The 18,194-nt window shown below is 29.9% G+C and carries 21 protein-coding genes; 13 read left to right on the top strand and 8 right to left on the bottom strand.

What is annotated here, in order from left to right; genetic code table 11:
• Positions 1 to 2: 2 nt before the first annotated feature.
• The 5 genes from H6578_00295 to H6578_00275 all read right to left on the bottom strand — a co-directional run bounded on the left by H6578_00295 (position 3) and on the right by H6578_00275 (position 3,664).
• Positions 3 to 1,091 (bottom strand): hypothetical protein, encoded by a 1,089-nt coding sequence (locus H6578_00295; protein MCB9225593.1) that lies wholly within the window; start codon positions 1,089 to 1,091, stop codon positions 3 to 5.
• Positions 1,078 to 1,659, bottom strand: a complete 582-nt coding sequence (locus tag H6578_00290; protein ID MCB9225592.1) for a sigma-70 family RNA polymerase sigma factor — start codon at positions 1,657 to 1,659, stop codon at positions 1,078 to 1,080. The genes H6578_00295 and H6578_00290 overlap by 14 nt, the downstream gene beginning before the upstream one ends.
• Before the next feature lie 71 nt (positions 1,660 to 1,730).
• Positions 1,731 to 2,237, bottom strand: coding sequence for a GNAT family N-acetyltransferase (locus tag H6578_00285; protein ID MCB9225591.1), 507 nt, complete (start codon positions 2,235 to 2,237; stop codon positions 1,731 to 1,733).
• Entirely contained in the window at positions 2,234 to 3,151 is a 918-nt protein-coding gene (locus H6578_00280; protein ID MCB9225590.1) for a glycosyltransferase family 2 protein, read from the bottom strand. Before H6578_00280 ends, H6578_00285 begins: the two co-directional genes overlap by 4 nt.
• Positions 3,152 to 3,193: 42 nt before the next feature.
• Complete coding sequence (locus tag H6578_00275; protein MCB9225589.1) at positions 3,194 to 3,664, bottom strand: RecX family transcriptional regulator; 471 nt, start codon at positions 3,662 to 3,664, stop codon at positions 3,194 to 3,196.
• A 21-nt stretch (positions 3,665 to 3,685) separates the two neighbouring features.
• Between H6578_00275 and H6578_00270 the strand changes: the two genes are divergently transcribed.
• The 3 genes from H6578_00270 to H6578_00260 are packed head-to-tail and all read left to right on the top strand — an operon-like array spanning position 3,686 to position 6,283.
• Positions 3,686 to 4,933, top strand: coding sequence for an MFS transporter (locus tag H6578_00270; GenBank protein ID MCB9225588.1), 1,248 nt, complete (start codon positions 3,686 to 3,688; stop codon positions 4,931 to 4,933).
• Complete coding sequence (locus H6578_00265) at positions 4,926 to 5,843, top strand: diacylglycerol kinase family lipid kinase (protein ID MCB9225587.1); 918 nt, start codon at positions 4,926 to 4,928, stop codon at positions 5,841 to 5,843. Before H6578_00270 ends, H6578_00265 begins: the two co-directional genes overlap by 8 nt.
• A 23-nt stretch (positions 5,844 to 5,866) precedes the next feature.
• Complete coding sequence (locus H6578_00260; protein ID MCB9225586.1) at positions 5,867 to 6,283, top strand: nucleoside deaminase; 417 nt, start codon at positions 5,867 to 5,869, stop codon at positions 6,281 to 6,283.
• Between the two features lie 114 nt (positions 6,284 to 6,397).
• Here H6578_00260 and rlmD read toward each other — a convergent pair whose 3' ends face one another.
• Together rlmD and H6578_00250 are read right to left on the bottom strand one after the other, a co-directional pair.
• A complete protein-coding gene (gene rlmD, locus H6578_00255; GenBank protein ID MCB9225585.1) occupies positions 6,398 to 7,801 on the bottom strand; it encodes a 23S rRNA (uracil(1939)-C(5))-methyltransferase RlmD in 1,404 nt (467 codons plus the stop codon).
• A 37-nt stretch (positions 7,802 to 7,838) separates the two neighbouring features.
• Positions 7,839 to 9,281 (bottom strand): radical SAM protein, encoded by a 1,443-nt coding sequence (locus H6578_00250; GenBank protein MCB9225584.1) that lies wholly within the window; start codon positions 9,279 to 9,281, stop codon positions 7,839 to 7,841.
• Between the two features lie 275 nt (positions 9,282 to 9,556).
• On the opposite strand from H6578_00250, the gene H6578_00245 reads away from it, so the two are divergent.
• Positions 9,557 to 9,934, top strand: a complete 378-nt coding sequence (locus tag H6578_00245; protein ID MCB9225583.1) for a hypothetical protein — start codon at positions 9,557 to 9,559, stop codon at positions 9,932 to 9,934.
• On the opposite strand, the gene H6578_00240 is transcribed toward H6578_00245, so the two are convergent.
• On the bottom strand, positions 9,935 to 10,840 hold the full coding sequence (locus H6578_00240) for a hypothetical protein (GenBank protein ID MCB9225582.1): 906 nt from the start codon (positions 10,838 to 10,840) through the stop codon (positions 9,935 to 9,937).
• Here H6578_00240 and rffA point away from each other — a divergent pair.
• From rffA to H6578_00195, 9 genes are read left to right on the top strand one after another with little or no spacing between them, the layout of a single operon-like run.
• Positions 10,840 to 11,967: a dTDP-4-amino-4,6-dideoxygalactose transaminase gene (rffA, locus tag H6578_00235; GenBank protein ID MCB9225581.1), complete on the top strand. Its 1,128-nt coding sequence runs from the start codon at positions 10,840 to 10,842 to the stop codon at positions 11,965 to 11,967. The genes H6578_00240 and rffA overlap by 1 nt on opposite strands.
• Entirely contained in the window at positions 11,960 to 12,769 is an 810-nt protein-coding gene (locus H6578_00230) for an ABC transporter permease (GenBank protein MCB9225580.1), read from the top strand. The genes rffA and H6578_00230 overlap by 8 nt, the downstream gene beginning before the upstream one ends.
• Positions 12,769 to 13,938, top strand: coding sequence for an ABC transporter ATP-binding protein (locus H6578_00225; protein ID MCB9225579.1), 1,170 nt, complete (start codon positions 12,769 to 12,771; stop codon positions 13,936 to 13,938). The genes H6578_00230 and H6578_00225 overlap by 1 nt, the downstream gene beginning before the upstream one ends.
• Positions 13,875 to 14,762, top strand: a complete 888-nt coding sequence (locus H6578_00220; GenBank protein MCB9225578.1) for a sulfotransferase family 2 domain-containing protein — start codon at positions 13,875 to 13,877, stop codon at positions 14,760 to 14,762. Before H6578_00225 ends, H6578_00220 begins: the two co-directional genes overlap by 64 nt.
• Positions 14,747 to 15,136 carry a hypothetical protein gene (locus H6578_00215; GenBank protein ID MCB9225577.1) on the top strand — a complete coding sequence of 130 codons (390 nt, stop codon included), beginning with the start codon at positions 14,747 to 14,749 and terminating at the stop codon, positions 15,134 to 15,136. The genes H6578_00220 and H6578_00215 overlap by 16 nt, the downstream gene beginning before the upstream one ends.
• A complete protein-coding gene (locus H6578_00210; GenBank protein ID MCB9225576.1) occupies positions 15,133 to 16,086 on the top strand; it encodes a hypothetical protein in 954 nt (317 codons plus the stop codon). Before H6578_00215 ends, H6578_00210 begins: the two co-directional genes overlap by 4 nt.
• Entirely contained in the window at positions 16,079 to 16,945 is an 867-nt protein-coding gene (locus H6578_00205; GenBank protein MCB9225575.1) for a phytanoyl-CoA dioxygenase family protein, read from the top strand. Before H6578_00210 ends, H6578_00205 begins: the two co-directional genes overlap by 8 nt.
• Entirely contained in the window at positions 16,939 to 17,595 is a 657-nt protein-coding gene (locus tag H6578_00200; protein ID MCB9225574.1) for an aspartyl/asparaginyl beta-hydroxylase domain-containing protein, read from the top strand. Before H6578_00205 ends, H6578_00200 begins: the two co-directional genes overlap by 7 nt.
• Positions 17,595 to 18,194 carry an acetyltransferase gene (locus H6578_00195; GenBank protein ID MCB9225573.1) on the top strand — a complete coding sequence of 200 codons (600 nt, stop codon included), beginning with the start codon at positions 17,595 to 17,597 and terminating at the stop codon, positions 18,192 to 18,194. The genes H6578_00200 and H6578_00195 overlap by 1 nt, the downstream gene beginning before the upstream one ends.

Below are 18,194 nucleotides of genomic sequence, written 5' to 3'. Positions count from 1 at the left end.
CATTATTTTAGTGTCTTCAATTTTTCTTCTGCTTGCTTTTTAAAACTTGAATTGCCGTTGGCTAAATCTTGTAATAAAGTTTTAGCTTCATTGGGTTTGCTTTCTTTTAATAGTATGTCTGCTTTATACCATTTAGAAATATTTGAAAAGCTATTTTGGCTATTTATAATTTGGTCAAATTTATTTTTAGCAGATTTATTGTTGCCAAGTTGATATTCGCACATGGCTTCGTAATAACTACTTGCCGCCACATGCTTGCCTTCTGATATTGATTTTTTAAAATAATTTTTAGCCGAAGAGAATTGCCCTTCTTTGTATAGTTCGCTTGCCGTATCGTAACTTGAATTAACTTCAGCAGTTTCTATGACTTCTTTCTCTTCTATATCATTTTGAACCATGTTTACCACATTTCTTGATGTAGTGCCACTTTCCTGTAGCATATCTACACTATTATTATTGCCGATAGCCACATTATCTGTTTCTTGTGGAGCAGATTGTTGAACTTCTTTTTTAGAATTTTGTTGCAAACTTTCATTGTCTAAAGTGTTAGTAGGTACTTCTACTTTGGGAGGAATAGGTTTTTTTTCTTCAAGTTTGTAGTTTTCGGTTGTTGCAGGAATTGCAGGAGCTACAATTTCATCATCAATAGAAAGCAGTTCATTTTCTACAAGGCTATCGGTTATTGGAGCTGGTTCTTCTATAAAAACAGGTTCACTTTCTGCTTCTACGGTTTTAGCTTTATTGTCAGCTAAATTTGAAGAGTTATCGTTTTTTAAAAATTGAGATAAAAGAACGCCTACACCAACAACTATTAAAAGAGAGGCAGCAATACTTAAACTTTTCCATATAGGGAAGTTTATAGTTTTACCTCTTTTAATGCCTGTTTTTCTTTCTATTTGTGTTTCTATATCTTTTATTAATTCTAAAGCTTCAGCATTATTTTCTAAAGACTGAAAACCTTCCATTGCTTCTTTTTCAAACTCATTTTGATTTGCTTCATTTTCAAAACTAAGCTTATCTTCATTAGTCATGTTGCCTGAAAAATAATCCTTAAACTCTTTTGAGCTATTATGTGTTTTATTTTCTGACACCTTTTTCCTCCAGTTTGATTTTTAAATTTCTTTTACCGTTTTGTATGTTGCTTTTAACTTCGTTAAGTGTGTAATTTGTTTTTTCAACAATATCTGCATAACTCATTCCATCTAAGTAAAACATTCTTAAACACATCTGCTGATTTTCTTTTAAATCTTTTAAACTGTCTTCCAATTTTGACAGCCATTGTTCATTTTCGGTGTTGAGATGTGTTTCATCGGTCAATTCCACAGTTTCTTTCAAAAAAACTTGATATGCGTCTTCTTTTTTTCTTATGGTTTGGTTTTTTCTAAAATCTTGTAAGCAATAATTTTTAGATACGGTATATAGCCAAGACTTAAAATGAGTAATGGAATGTCTTTTAAGTTCAGTAATTAAATTTTCAAAAATGCTCATAGTAGCATCTTTGGCTTTTTCTTTATCTTGATAGTATTTTATGCAAAGACCCAATACAAGGTGGGCGTATCTTAAATATAATTCGCCTACGTATTTATTGTCATGAGAATATCTGAATCTTTCTATCAGTTCATTATCAGATAATTCAGTATAGTTAATGTGGTCTGACATTAGAAGCAAAAATATAAAATAATACTCGGAAATATGCAATGAAAATAGTCAATTATCAACGGCTTATAATATTATTGTACAATTTTTTGTAAAAGTGGTTTTACAATATTTTTATAATTAGAAAAAGTAAGCTGTTGCATATTTTCTTTTGCCATTTCAAAACCAAGCATTTTATTGTAGTTTATAGCTTGTTTATTTTCTGTACGCACTTTAGCCCACACGCAGTTTAGTTTTTTTTCTTCAAAGGCAAATTGAAGAAGTAAAAGCGAAGCAAAAACGGGAGCCGGTGTTCCCCAAAATTCTTCATTATAAATAAAAAGTCCTACTTGTCCTTCCTGTTTTTTAGTGTCTATTTGTGCTAAATTTATTAAACCAATAGCTTTGTCTTTTGTTTTTATTATAAAATAAAAATCATTGTTGGTCAATGAATTAAACCATTTTTCTTGCATTTGAGAAGTTATATGCTTTTGATAAAACATATTTGAAGCTATTTTTTTATCGTTTCTCCAATTTCTAAGCATTTCTATATCGCTATGCAAAATTTTATGCAAAGAAACATCTCTTAAACTGCTTATCATCTAATAACTTCTTTAATTTTAAAAGGCGGTTTCCCCGATTGTATTAGAAATATTCTACCGATATATTCTCCTATAATTCCAATAGAAAACAAAATTAATCCTGTAGAGAAAAATATAGATACTATAAGTGCTGTAAATCCACTTTGAGCAAAATTATTTAACTTTTCGTAAATGTAATATATGCCAAATCCAAAAGAAAATAAAGAAGAAATAATACCTAAATTGGTTATAACTTTTAGCGGGAATGCAGTGTAATTAAACAATACGTGCAAACTCATTCGCATTAATTTTTGAGGCGTATAGCCTGATGCTCCCACCTCTCTTTTATAATGCTGTATTTTTACAAATGATGTTTGTTTGCTATGCCATGCCAACACTTCATCTAAATAAAAATTAAAATGATTGTGCTGTATTACTTTATCTATTACCTCTTTTTTAACTAACTTAAAAGATGAGCCTTGCAGTGGTGTGCTGGCAAATTTATTTACGATGCTTGCAAAAACTTTGCTTCCACTATTTCTTACAATATTGTGTTTTTTCACTTCATAAATACCATAAACCACATCTGCATCTTCTTCTTCGGCTTTGTTTTTTAGTTTTTGTATTTCTTTAGGGTGGTGTTGCAGATCATCATCTAAACTCACTATATATTTTCCTTCGGCATACATTAAACCACAAAAAATAGCAATATGCTGCCCCACATTGTTAACTAAATTTACTATGGTAATATTTTCATTTTCTTTTTTTAGTTCCACTAAAACTTTCCAACTATCATCTAAACTATAGTCATTTACAAATATTATTTGGAAAGAATCTGAAATATTATTTTTTATCTCTTCTACAAGCTTGGGAAGCGTGCCGGCACTGTTAAAAACAGGAATAACAAGGCTATATGTGTATTTGTAGTCGGTCAATTTTTTTAATTACTTTGTAAATATAAGAATAATGGAGATTTATTAATGTATAGAACATTCATTTATACAATCCCAAATTATATCTGTTTCAAAACCTTTGTTGTATAAATAGTTGGCTATCTTACTTTTCTTTTTATAAATATCAGGTTCTTTATACTTCTTGTTCTTTTTAATTATTAAGGTATTTATAGTTTTTACATAGTCCTCTTCGTCAAGTTGATTTACAGCAAAAGCTATGGTTTCCTTTTTTATTTTTTTCATTTTAAGATGCAAAGCTATTTTTAATTTTCCCCACTGGTTGTTTCTAAACTTTCCTTTAGCATAATAAACAGCATATCTTTCTTCATTTAAAAAATTTTCTTCTTTAAGTTTTGCTACAAGTTTTTGTTGCAAATTTGGTTTAATTTCTAACTGTTGCATTTTTTCAAAAACTTCAATTTCTGCTCGTTCTCTATAAGCACAAAATCGGCACAACTTAACAAATAAATCCTTTTCTTTGTGGTCAGTTTTCATTCTAAAAAACAAAGATAAGTTTTGATTAATAGAAAAGCTATTTTAAATTTATTTGCCGCCAATACTATTTCCGGTATGTCGCAGGGTATTAGTTTAATAGCTATACCTTGGTATGTGGCTAATGAACTTAACCTCCCCGATGCTTATGGCTATCTCATTTTAACAGCCTCTGTTTTAAGTTTATTTTGGGGAAGTTATGCCGGCACATTAGTAGATAAATTTAATAGAAAAAATATAATGTTGGTACTACAGATAGTAGGATTAGCCATAATTTTAAGTATATCTATTTTAGGTTTTGTTAAAAATCACACTACCATTATTATGGCAGGTTTGGTAATGATAGTTACCAAAATGATATACAATATTCATTATCCTAATTTATATGCTTTTGCTCAAGAAATAACAGAAGAAGAGCATTATGGAAGAATAAATTCTTGGATAGAAATTCAAGGGCAAACTACTTTTATGCTGGCAGGAGCGGCAGCAGCTTTTTTAATGGAGGGCAAATTTTTTAATTGGCATTTTGAACCTTGGCATATTCATGAAATATTTATGATAGATGCCATTACCTACATTATCGGTCTATTTTTTATTTACAGAATAAAATATGTTTCATTAGTAGATAGAAAAAATACGGGAAAAAACAGCTATCATAAAAGAATGACGGAAGGTTTAAAGTTTTTGTTAGATAATCAGTTAATCTTATTATTTGGAGCAATGGCAGGATTTGTGTTTGCAGCATCTTTAATATGTAGCACCTACACTTTGCCTATATTTATAAATAAATTTTTGCACGCCAATGAAAGCACTTATGGTATAACCGAAGCCTCTTTTGCTTTAGGAAGTTTGCTAAGTGGTTTTATCATATTAAAATTGTTTAAAAAAAATCAACTCATACTGGGTATTATTATATTAGGATTTTTGGCGTCAGCACTATTTTTTGGAATGGGGTTAACAAAAAGCACCCTATTTTTATTTGCTGCATATTGTGTAATAGGTTTTACCAATGCGGGAATAAGAGTAATGCGAAATACTTATATGTTTAGGGTAATAAACAATAATATGATAGGCAGAACCGGCAGTATTTTTATGGTTATTAATTCGCTTTTAAGAATATTGTTAATTCTAATTTTTAGCTCTTCATTTTTTAAAAATGGAGAGAACATAGAAAAAAGCATGTGGGTGTTGGCGTTATTCATTGCCATTGGTAGCTTCATATTATTGTTTAACTTTAAGGGCTTAAAACAACTCAATCCAAGCAATGAATAATAAATATTTTGTTTGTGTAAACCCCATGTCGGGAGCAGGAAAAGCAGGAAAAGACTGGACAGCAATAAAAGAAAAACTACACGCAGCAGGGTTAAATTTTGAATATGTTTTATCTACAGCACACCGCGAAACTATACTACAAACCCAAAATGCTATAGAAAGCGGCTACAAAAAAATACTGAGTGTAGGAGGCGATGGCACTTTGCACCATGTGGTTAATGGTATATTTTTACAAAATAAAATAGACTATACAGAAATAGAAACTTCTATAATTTCTATAGGAACGGGAAATGACTGGGTGCGGTATTACAATTTTCCAAACAATTATGATGACGCTATTAAAATAATAAAGCAAGGGAAACACATACATCAAGATGTAGGCTTGCTGAGTTATGAAAATGGAACGAAGAAGGAATATTTTATGAATTTTGCAGGTATAGGTTTTGATGCTTATGTGGTAGAACATACTGCCGATTTGAAAAAATACGGAGCAGGAGCATATTATTATGGTTTATTAAAATCATTATTTCAATACAACAATGTGCCATTAGAAGTATATGCCGATGGAAATTTAGTGGCAAAGGATAAAGCATTTATAGCCATAATTGGCTTGGGGAAATATATAGGTGGTGGCATGAAACTGTGCAAAAACGCAACGCTTGATGACGGATTTTTAGATTTAACATTAGGTAAAAATTTAACAAAGTTTGAAATAACAACCTTACTACCTAAGCTATTTAGTGGCAATTTTTTAGACCATCCGAAAGTTAATGCCGTAAAATGTAAAAAAGTAAAAGTGCTAACAAATGGTAGTAAAACTACAAAAGCCGAAACGGATGGAGAGCTTATTGGCATTGGAGATTTTGAAATAGAATTAATTCCTAAAGCACTAAAAACAGTAATTCCATAGTGGAAAAACAGCACGAAATATTTATGAAGAAAGCTTTGCAGCTGGCACAGCAAGCTTATGAAGAAAACGAAATACCCATAGGAGCTGTTGTGGTATTTGAAAACCAAATAATAGCCAAAGGATATAACCAAACAGAAAAACTAAAAGATGCTACCGCACATGCCGAAATGATAGCTATAACAGCCGCATCGGAGTATTTAAACAGTAAATATTTAAAAAACTGCACACTTTATGTTACTGTAGAGCCGTGCATTATGTGTGGCGGAGCCTTAATGTGGAGTCAAATTCCTAATATAGTTTATGGCACACCCGACATACAAAAAGGATGTATAAGTACAAATAAAAATCAGCTATTGGATAAAACCACAGTAGTTAGTGGTGTATTAGAAAAAGAATGTAAAAGTTTACTTTTGGATTTTTTTAAAGAGAAAAGAGGATAGCTTTTAGTTAAAATACTCGTGCCAAGACACCAAGTCTTGGCACGAGTATGATTATCTGCTATTTAGCTACTATGTTTTAGTGACTTTGCGAGAAAAAAAATAGGACGGACACCTTTACCTCAACTCCAACAAAGCCACATTTTCTATATGCACTGTTTGAGGAAACATATCTACGGCTTGCATTTTTACTACCTTATATTTTTGGTCTAAAAGTGCTAAATCTCTTGCTTGTGTGCTGGGGTTGCAACTTACATAAACTATCTTTGGGACATTGGCTTGCAGTAGTGTTTCTACTACATCGGGGTGCATACCGGCACGTGGCGGGTCTGTTATTAGTACATCCGGTTTTTCGTTTTTGTTTAAAAACTCATTATTTAATAGCAGTCGCACATCGCCTACATAAAAAGAAGCATTTTCAACTCCGTTTAATTTTGCATTTTCTTTTGCATCCTCTACTGCTTGGTCTATTTGCTCTATTCCTACTATTTTTTTACATCCATCAGATAAAAATAACCCAATACTTCCCACTCCTGAATATAAATCATACAAAATTTCATTGCCTTTAAGGTTGGCAAAATCTTTAACTATATTATATAATCTTTCGCCCTGTTTTGTATTGGTTTGAAAAAAAGATTTTGGTCTAATTTTAAATTTATAGTTCCCCAACTTTTCTATTATAAACTTTTCGCCTTTATAGCAAACTGGCTCTAAATCAAAATAAGTATCATTAAGTTTTGGATTAATAATGTAGTTTAAAGAAGTTATTTCGGGAAAATTATCTGCTATAAATTGCATTAAAGGCAAAAGTGCTTCATTATCTGCATTTACAATAAGAATAACCAAAATTTCGCCAGTAGATGCTGTTCTAACCACAAGATTTCTTAAAAAGCCCGAGCGTTCTTTATTGCTATAAAACGCCAAATTATTCTCAAAAGCATAATTTTTAACTGCATTTCTTAGCTTGTTAGAAAACTCATTTTGCAAATGACATTTTTCTATATCCACTACTTTTAAATATTGCCCAGGCACATGAAAACCTAAGGCATTTTTATTCAAATCCTCACCAGAATCTACTTCTTCTTGTGTCAACCACCTATTGTTAGAAAAAGTATATTCCAATTTATTGCGGTAATAAGTAGTTTCTTTGGCTTCTAATATTGGCAATCTTTCTTCAATTTCTATTTTCGCCAATCTATCAAAAGCATCTTTCACTATTTTATCCTTAAATGTCGCTTGTTTTTTGTAAGGCAAATATTGCCACTTGCACCCACCACAATATTCAAAATGTTGGCAAAAAGGTTCAGTTCTATCTTCCGATTTTTTGATTATTTCGGTTGGTCTTGCTTTTTCAAAACTCTTTCTTCTCTGAAAAGTTCTTGCATTTACCACATCTCCAGGGATAGTGTTTTCTACAAAAATCACTTTTTCTTCTACTCGTGCTATTCCCAATCCTTCTGAAGATAATGTGGATATTTCAAGGTTTTGGTATATCTTTTGCTTTTTATTTCTGTGTGCCATATTAATTATTGTGGCAAAATTACAATGAGGAATAATATTAACCCAAATTAGAAAGTTCTTTTTGTAACTCGTCTATAGATTTTAGTGTTAAACTTTGAAGGATAACCTTATTATTGTATTTCTTTAGCTTTAAAATGGTATTTCTTTGTTCATCTTCAGATTGATTTTTAAAAACCAAAGTAACCTTATCATGAATATTTGTTGTTTCTTCGTTAGATAAATTTTGATTTTCAGCTTCACGTAAAATGTCATTTATAAACTCACTTTTCATTTCTGCCGTAGAAATATTTTCAAATATGCCTTTTTCTTTCTCGTATTTTTCTTGATTTTCAGCCCATGTTTTAATTTGTTTTAAATATTGCTGAAAATGTTCTATGTTTTGCAATGCTATACTATTAAAAGATGAAGTATCTCCAAAATCATAATTATTTAATGTGTTGTATATATTATTTAGTTCTTTGCTACTTAAACACCAAATAGCTTCTTTTTCTGGGTTAATAACTTTGTGAAAACTGGTATAGGCATTATGTTTATTACAAAATTCAACATATTTTCCCATTTCATGCCAGTTGTTGCGTAGCACACACATTGATAGCCTAAATGCTGTATTTTTTTGCGAGCAATATTCGCTAAAAAAATTGATGTTAGAAATTACTTTTTCAAAATTTGCATTTTGCCTTATAGTTTCAAAAGTATTTTTATCTAAAGAATCAAGGGAAACGCCTATTTCAAATTTCCCCTTATTTAGTATCTCCTTTATTCTTGTGTTTAATACTGTTCCGTTGGTTTGAACAGATATTAAACAATCACTATTCTGTGCTACTATTTTATCCCATATTTCAAGATATATTTTAATTAAAAAAGGTTCTCCTCCACTAAACCGAGTTTCTTTTAAGTGTGGAATAAACTCTTTAAGTTCATTTACAAAATTTGAATCATAAAATGTTTTTAAAGGAGGTAATTTTTCTCTATTTTTCCTAATTGAAGTTGAAAACTCTCCCGAGCACATTGCACATTCTAAATTGCACGTTGTGTCTAACTCAAATTCCATCATTGTAGGATAGTTGGGGTTTAAAGGCAGCAAATCAAAATGATTAGCCCTTACCGATGGATATGCTTTATTATCCATATCCACTTGGCATTTTTGACATCCTAAGCTTAGATTATTTTTAAATAAAGCAGCTCTTATTTTCTTGCTTTTTTCGCCAGTCCATATTTTTTTTATACTATCGTGTGGATATTGCCCTACGGGATAACTCCTGTTATGGCAACAAACATAAACAAACCCATGACGGCTAAAATACATGTCCTTTATTGGGGCAGAACAAATAGGGTTAACTTGTCCATTAAATCTTTGAGCATTATACGCCACTAAATCTTCAGCTTTAACAGTACTTTTAAAATTATATTTTTCATATACATCTTTAGTGCTGTTTGCTTTTAATGGTCTTTGGGTAAATAATTTTTTAAAAAAATTCATTTGTTATAAAATGATGGCTATAGTAAACCACAATTTAAGAAATAATATTTATAACACAAACAAAACACTTAACGATTTTTTATTTATTGTTTGTAAAACTATAAGCTATATTATGTAAAAAGTGTTTATAAAATAACGATTTGGTATGCGTTTTGCATTTTATTTCTGTGTGCCATATTAATTAATGCAACAAAAGTAAATTTTTTTTTGAAGAAAAAGCAAACCGCAGATATGGTGCGTTTAGCTACAATACTTTTGTTTTAAAATTATTAGTTATGAAAGTACAAAATGAAATTCAGACAAGAGAAAAAAGCATTTTTGAAGGAAATGTTAATTTAGAAAAGCTATTTGAATTAGCTATAGAAACAGCCAACCAAGGTTATAAACTAAAAGCTATGAATATAGCAAGAGAATGTATAAGTTTTGCTAAACAAACCAATGATTATACTTTAGTATATATCCATGGATTTTTAGCTGTGCTAAGTATAGATATTAAAAAATTTAGTTCTGCACGTATTCACTTATATCACGCTCTAAACCGTTTAGAAAAAACTCATTTTGATTATAAATTAGATTTTGGGTATTTAACGGCATTGCAAAATAAAATAGAGCAACTGGAAGGAAATGAAGCAGTTAGCGTTAAAGCTGCTTAGTTATTTTTGTAAAATACGCCAGCGTATTTCATCTAAATAAACTTTTATTTTTTGTAAAAAAGATTTCCCTTCAAGCTCTAAAAAAGTAGTGGTAAATAAACTTGGGTTTAAGCCCCAACCAAGCAATCTTTTGTGCAATTTTTGATTTCCGTAAGGGAATTTTTCAAGATTAATGTGTGGTTTTAGCTGCGGATATACTTTTTCAAAAAATTCGGTTTTATTGTGTTTATAAAACGCATTGTTTCTTGGTACTAATACATCTGTTCCTATATGAAAAGTCAAATGTTTGTCGGGTAAAAAAAGTGGATTTTGAGCAAAGCAAAAAACATTATGCATTAATGCCACACCTATAAAAGAAATACCAACACAAATATCTGCAAGTATAAGCTGAGGTATCAACTCTCTTTTAAAAACAAAGCAATCAAAGCCGGGGTGAGAAGCACCTAAATCGGCATAAATTTCTGTCAAATCGTCCACTTTGCTGTACTTTTTAGACAATCTCCGTCTATTTATTACCAAAGCATCGTAGCCTTCCTTTATTTTTTTATCAACAAACTCATAAAAAAAAGGCATTAAGCCAATATCTACATTGGTGTAAATAAAATATTCGGCATCTGAGTTTTCATAAGCTTTTAAAAGTATATCTTTAATTAAAGGAAGTTTCCTATTGCTTAGTTTAGGATTAATGGTTAAAACACTTTGTTCTAAATTTGATAAAACAGTGAAGTATTGCGGAATAATTTCAATGTCCTCTTCGTATTGTGTAGTCAGCAAATCTACTTTCACAGTGCCATCAATATGTTTTTTTGCATTTAACATACTTTTAAAAGTAATGTGTTGTGCATAAAATAAGTCTGAACTTTCTTTTACCTTTACAGGATTGATTATGTGGGCTAAGTGTAGCAATGAAAAATAAGATTAAATTTAATAGTTTTTATTCATCAAGCAATTATACTAAGAATTTAGAAAAACTTTTTAGTGATTATGATTTATTTCGCAAAAAGCATTTCTCTAATAAGTGTATAAATTTACTACAAAAAACTTATTCCGAAGCTAATTTATGGCTTACACATTCTGCCACGGGTGCTTTAGAGATGATAGCCCTTGCTCTTAATATAAAAGAAGGCGATGAAATAATATTGCCAAGCTATACTTTTGTTTCTACTGCCAATGCCTTTGCATTAAGAGGAGCAAAATTGGTTTTTGTAGATATAGAATTAGATACCTTTGGTATAGACCCACAGCTTGTAGAGCAAGCAATTACTAAAAAAACAAAAGCCATTGTATGTATGCACTATGCCGGGCATGCTTGCAAAATAGATGAATTAGTAAAAATCGCTAAAAAAAATAAGCTCTATTTAATAGAAGATGCCGCTATGGCTTTTGGTTCAACTTACAAAAATAAACCGCTTGGCACATTTGGCGATTTTGGTGTAGTAAGTTTTGATATAACAAAACATATAGTAGCCGCACAAGGCGGATTGTTGGTTTGTAACAATAAGAAATTCTCAGAAGTGCTAAATAATACTTATCACTTAGGAACCAATAGAGTTGCTTTTGAAAAAGGAAACATACCTTATTATGAATGGGTTTCTCTTGGTTCTAAATACCAAATGCCCGAATTAAATAGTGTTGTTTTATATGAACAACTAAAGCAACAAGAAAAAATATTAAAAAAGAGAGTTGAAATATCTAAACAGTATTATAATGAACTAAAAAACATAAAATCAATAAAAATTATAGATGAAAGCAAGCTAAATAATAATGTTCACGAATTTTATATACTTTGCCAAAGCGAAGATGAAAGAAAATCTTTAAATAAATTTTTAGCAAAAAACAATATAGAAGCCATGTTTCACTATATTCCACTGCATAATTCTAAATTTGGGAAGGAAATAGGCACTTTTGTTGGTTTAAATAATACTAAATTGGTATCGGAAGGTTTGCTTAGGCTACCTTTGCATAATAATTTAACAAAGAAAGAAGTGCTATTTGTTTGTAATAAAATAAAGGAGTTTTTTAAGCATGAGTAAAATTGTAATTAGTGCAGAACCAGATGATTTAAAGACATATTTACAAAAAATATGGAATCACAAATCGCTTATTATTACACTGGCAAAACGAGATTTGAAAGTTAAATATGCTCAAACGGTTTTAGGTTTAGCGTGGACGGTTGTTCAGCCAATTACGTCAGTAATAGTTTATACGCTGTTTTTTTCGGTTTTATTAAATTTTGAAACACCCTATCCTTATGTGCTTTTTGTGTTGAGTGGGGTTTTGCTTTGGGGCTTATTTAATTATATCTTTAGCCAAGGAAGTACCAGTTTAATGCAAAATCAAGATTTAATACGCAAAATGTATTTCCCAAAAATGATATTGCCTTTTTCTAAAGTTTTAGTGGCTTTTGTAGAATTTGGTGTCATATTTATTATATTTTTATTAATGCTATTAATTTTCAGCGTTCCTATTTCTTGGAAAATAATACTTATACCAATTCCTATATTTATTTTAACGCTATTTTCAATTGGCACAGCATTAATATTAAGTGCGGCAACTATCAAAAATAGAGATTTAAACCATATAATTCCGTTTTTAATTTATTTTGGAATATGGCTAACGCCCGTATTTTATCCCGTTACAGTTATACCGCAGCAGTATGCCGATTGGCTATATATAAACCCAATGGCTGCTGTTATTCAGCTATTTAGGTGGTGCGTTTTTGATGAGCCCATAAATAAGTTTATTTTAATAGGTATAGCTCTTTCTTTTATTATATTTGGAGTAGGCTTTTTTTACTTTAAAAAAGTAGAAGACAAAATAATAGACTTACTATAATGTCAAATAGTGGCAATGACATAGCAATTAAAGTAGAAAGTCTTTCAAAAGTTTATCAAAAGAAAAATAAAGATGGCAGGCAAGAGGATTTTTATGCCTTAAAGGATGTCGGTTTTGAAATAAAGAAGGGAGAAACAGTAGGCATAATTGGTAAAAATGGCAGTGGCAAAAGCACATTGTTAAAGATTTTAAGTGGAGTAGTAAAACCATCTTCTGGCAGAGTACAAATTAATGGCAATATTGCCAGCATATTAGATGTAGGAACAGGATTTCACCCCGAATTAACAGGGCGTGAAAATGTATATTTAAGAGGAGAACTTTTAGGAATGAGCCACAAGGAAATTGACACTGTTTTTAATGAGATAGTGGAATTTAGTGAAATAGAAGACTTTATTGAAACACCAGTTAAAAACTATAGCAGTGGTATGTTTTTGCGATTGGCTTTTTCAATAATAATACACTTAAAATCGGATATTATTTTATTAGATGAAGTTATGAGCGTAGGAGATGCCGCTTTTAAAAGTAAAACCACAGATTATTTTAATAGAATAAGTGCCACAAAAAGCAAAACCATTTTATTAATATCTCACAGTTTTCAAGAAATAATTAACACTTCAACTGAAATTATAGAACTTTCGCATGGCAAAATTGTTAAGCAGGGTTCTACAAATGCATTATTAGAGTACTACAGAAATAGTGTGGCAAATTATGGCAAAAACAACAATGACTATAAAAAATATTTTGAGAAACTTGAGCTGAATTGCTATCACAACAATGCACTTGCCAATAACATTTCTATTGACAAGCCTATCCAATTAAAAATCTTGTGCCACACTAAAAAAGATTTGTTCTGTCATCTTGCTATAAAAGCCAAAGATGTTTTTGGCAATGTGGTTTTTGTTACTTCTTATCTGCTAAACAACAAAAATTTAGTTGATAAAAATGACACTAATTTCCAATTATCCATTAATATACCAGCTAAATACTTCAACCATGGTGTTTTTTATTTTGATATTATAGGGTTAGATATAATAAGTAACGAAATTACGTTTCAATATCTTAATGCAGGTTCTGTAGAATTTAATTTAGGTGTTTATGACAACTTGTGGATGAAAAAATCTATGGGACCGGTAAGACCATTTTTTATTTGGGAAAAAACAAAATTATGATTATAACAGATAAACTTGTTTACATTCACTTCCCAAAATCAGGAGGAACTTTTATAACGGTTTTTTTAAAAAAATTATATCAGGAGGAACTTATTCCTGCTTATAATCAAAAAAGTTATTTGTCTAAACTATTGTCAAAAAAACCATATTATATTGACTATAAAATAAATGATGCCTTTAATGGAATACCTTTTAGTAGAGATAATCATAACGGCATCTCTCAAATTCCCAAAGAACATATTGAAAAACAGATTTTTACTACCATAAGAAACCCCTTTGAATTTTATGTTTCGTACTATGAAACTAAAAAATGGATAACAAATGACACGTTAACAGACACTAATATTTTAAAGCTTTTCCCTCAATTTCCTAATATAAATTTCACTGAGTTTCTTACATTTTTAGATATTTATTACTTTAAAAAAATAGTTCCTCAAATAATAGGAATAGAAACACCTAAAGAAGTAGGTTTATATACCGCTCTTCTGATTTTTTTATATTGTGAAAATCCAAAATCCGTTTTTGCAGATATTTCAGTAACTAAAGATGTTAAAGAAACAGAGCAAATAATACTCAAAAATATTTCTGATAAGATACAATTTGTGTGTTTTTCTGACTTAAGAAAAAATCTTTATAAATTCTTGGCTAAATATTATGATAAAAAAAAATTACTATTTATCTTTAATGCGAAAAGTGAAAATGTAAATAAAAATAGAGAACATGAAGGTTGGTTTTCTTATTATTCTGAAGATTCACTCAAAAATGTTGAAAAGAAAGATGCGGTTTCTATAACTTTTTATAATAAATTATGTGGCAAAAAATAAAACATATTCCTTTTATTAAAATAAAAGTAGTGCTATTTTGTTTTTTTGTAGTTAACATTGTTTCTAATTTAACATTAGGCAGCTTTTTTCCTTCTCTTCTCTTTCCCCATTTTCCCAATCATTCGTATGGAAATGAGCAAATTCCGTACAATCAAATAAAATACACAATAAACAATAAACCTTATGATTTTATGGAGTTGGTTAACCCTTACGATAAAAGATTTTATCTTTTTTTTAACGAGTTTGCAGGCAAAGAAAAATACTCAAAAGATTGCGTAAATTTTTTAAACGTACTTTACAGAGAAAAATACAACACTACAGATACTATTAAGTTAGAAGTAACTCAACAATATAAAGATATAAGACTGCCATGAAATATATAATAATTATTTTTTATGTTGGTTATTTTGTTTTAGGTGGATATAGAAATTACACATTTGAATATGAATTTTTCCATAATGTAAAAGGAATTGACATTAATCCTCTCTTTGTCGGGTTTGCTAAATTGGCAGAAATAGTATTAATGGGTCTGGTATCTTTTAATATATTAAATCCGTTAAAAAAATATGGTCATTTACTTACTTTTATACTTCTGTTTGTTTTAGACTTTGTATTTCAAAACCATGTAAGATTTAGAGCTTCAATAATAATAATAAACTTAACCCCTCTATTAATTTTTCTTTTTTTGCAGTATAAAGAAAAAAGAACAGAATTAGTATATATATATGTTTTGTTAATTTCTATTGGGTATTTATCCGCTATGCTAAACAAACTTTCTTCTGGTTGGGCAAACCCCAAAGAACTTGTTGTTTATAGCTATCTAGTACAATTTAATTTAGGATATCACTTTCAACAATTTTTTTCAAATACCTTTTTACAACTTAAAAGCATAGCATTTTGGAAGTTTGCAGACTATATAACACTCATTTTCCAATCTTTGTTTATTGTTAATTTTATTACAAAAAAATATTTTATTATCCTTTGCTCTTTGGCCTGTATTTTTCATTTAAGCATACTTTTTATTCTTAATATTCCTGTGTTTTTCCCTTATATGATTATCTATTCTATTATAATTGCATTGCAATTTTTTAATTTTAAAGAAGCGGAAAGTGCTAAAATTAACTGGGTATCAACAATTATTTTTTGTTCAATAACTGTTTTAATATCAATATTTTACTCTGCTCAATTTTTTACAAAAACATTACCGTTGTTCTTTTATGAAATTAGAGATATATTATTTAATTTTATAGCATTATGTTGTTTTGTTTTTACAGTTTATCAATATTTTAAAGTTAATAAATCAATACTTTTTAACCATGACTGAAATTATTAAAAATAATGAAAAGGCAAATAAATCGCTTAAATACTTAGGCTATGCCACTGTGGGGAAATTAGACGAAGTAATATTAGCAGAACTTAAAGAAAAGTCTATTGAATTAATAAAAGAAACACAAAAAACGTATCCTAAAGGAGAGCTCTACAACCTAATAAATGCTAATAAAGTTTTAAAAGATAAAAGTAATAACATGGTAAGAGATTACTTTTTGCCCACATTAGAGAAATATCTTAATATAGACAAAGTAGAGATTTACCCCGTTTCCCACATCATAAAACCCTTTGGCTTTAAAAGTGATATTTGGCATCAAGATTCCTCTGTGGTAGATGATGCTAAACATTTTGCATTAAATGCTTGGATTCCATTGGTAGATTCAACCAAATTAAACGGTTGCTTATGGGTTTTTCCCGGAAGCCATATAAATACCAACTACCATAGGCAGTTTGGGTTTAACCCTGTAGAAGGCAGTTTTTTAAAGAAACTAAAACCCTATTTAAAACCAATTACGGCAAAAGCAGGGGAAATTTTACTGTTTGACAGAAGTCTTTTACACGGTTCAAGCAACAACTATCTCCCATACCCAAGAATAGCAGTAGAAGCATTAGTAACATCAAAAAATGCTCAAATGTATAACTACCATAGGGATGAAAATTTGTTTAAAGATAAAATTATTGGATTTAAAGTTGACAGTAGTCACTTTTTAAAAGAAAACCCTAAGGAGGACTTTTATAGTGGCAAAACACCTTATGAACTTATTGACGACATAACTAAAGAAGAAATGGTTACTAATTTAAGTGCTGATTTTCCAAAATTTATTGCTCACGCCCAAAAAATTGAACAATGCTAAATTTTGCATTTAACACACTGATGAATAAAATTAAAAAAGAAAGAAAACCTTATGGGCATAAATTACCATATTGGGTAGCTGACTTTTTAAACAACTATGATGAAATTAAAAAAGAAAGACAAACTTTTCTCAAAAACAATCCGAACTATATTAAACCGATAGACGAAATTTCGGAGGAACAAAAAGAGTTAAACGAAGATAAAAAATGGAAAGCTTTATTTATATACGGATATGGATATTATAATGACAAAATAAAAGCTGATTTTCCATTAATAACTCAATTAATAGAAAAAAATAGAAAAGCCATATCTTTAGTAATGTTTTCTACAATGGAAAGCGGAAAAGAAATTCCGCCACATACGGGAAACAATTTTGGCGTTCTTCGCATACAAATAGGAATAGATATACACAACCCCGACCTTTGTGGATTAAAAGTAGAAGATAAAGTATTTCAAATAAAAGAAGGAGAAATAATGGTGTTTGACGATACATTTACACATAGTGCTTGGAATAATGGAGAAACCAATAGAACGGTATTAATTATAGATTTTTTAAAGCCACTCCGCTTTCCTTACAGTATGTTTAATAAAATGCATCTAAAATCTATACAAAATTCTCCTTATATTCGTAATGTGTTAAATAAATTATAATGGTTATTGTAGGTACAGGCGGTATGGCAAAAGATATGGTAGGTAGTTTGGCAAGAGATTATCGGCATAAAGAATTTTATTTTTTTAATGACCGGTCTGATTGTATTGAAGACTATTTTGTTGATAGATATAAAATAATACATTCTTTAGAAGAATTAAAAGAAATATTTAAAACTAAAGGAACTGATTTTGTTTCTGCTATTGCCAATCCTGTACAACGCTACAGAATGAATGAAAAAATACGAAATATAGGCGGAAATTTAGTAACCGTAATGTCGCTAAAAGAACACGTAAGTGAGTTTACAAAAATAGGTGCAGGAACTATTATTCAGCCAGATATAGTAGTAAGCAGCAATGTAGAAGTAGGAGAAGGTACTTTTTTTAATTGTGGTACTATTATCGGTCATGATGTCAAAATAGGTAGATATTGTTCCTTTGGACCGGGAGTTAGGATATTAGGCAATGTAGAAATAGGCGAATTTTCCTATATTGGTTGTAATACGATAATAGCACCGGGCGTAAAAATTGGCGAAAAAGTACGAATAGGTATGGGCAAAATAATAACAGAAAACATCTCAAGTAACGCTAAAATATCATAA

It is taken from the genome of Chitinophagales bacterium, assembly GCA_020635995.1.
Taxonomy (GTDB): Bacteria; Bacteroidota; Bacteroidia; order Chitinophagales; family UBA8649; genus JAFMKE01.
Note: the sequence above shows the minus strand (reverse complement) of the source record. Positions and strands in the feature narration are given on the sequence as shown.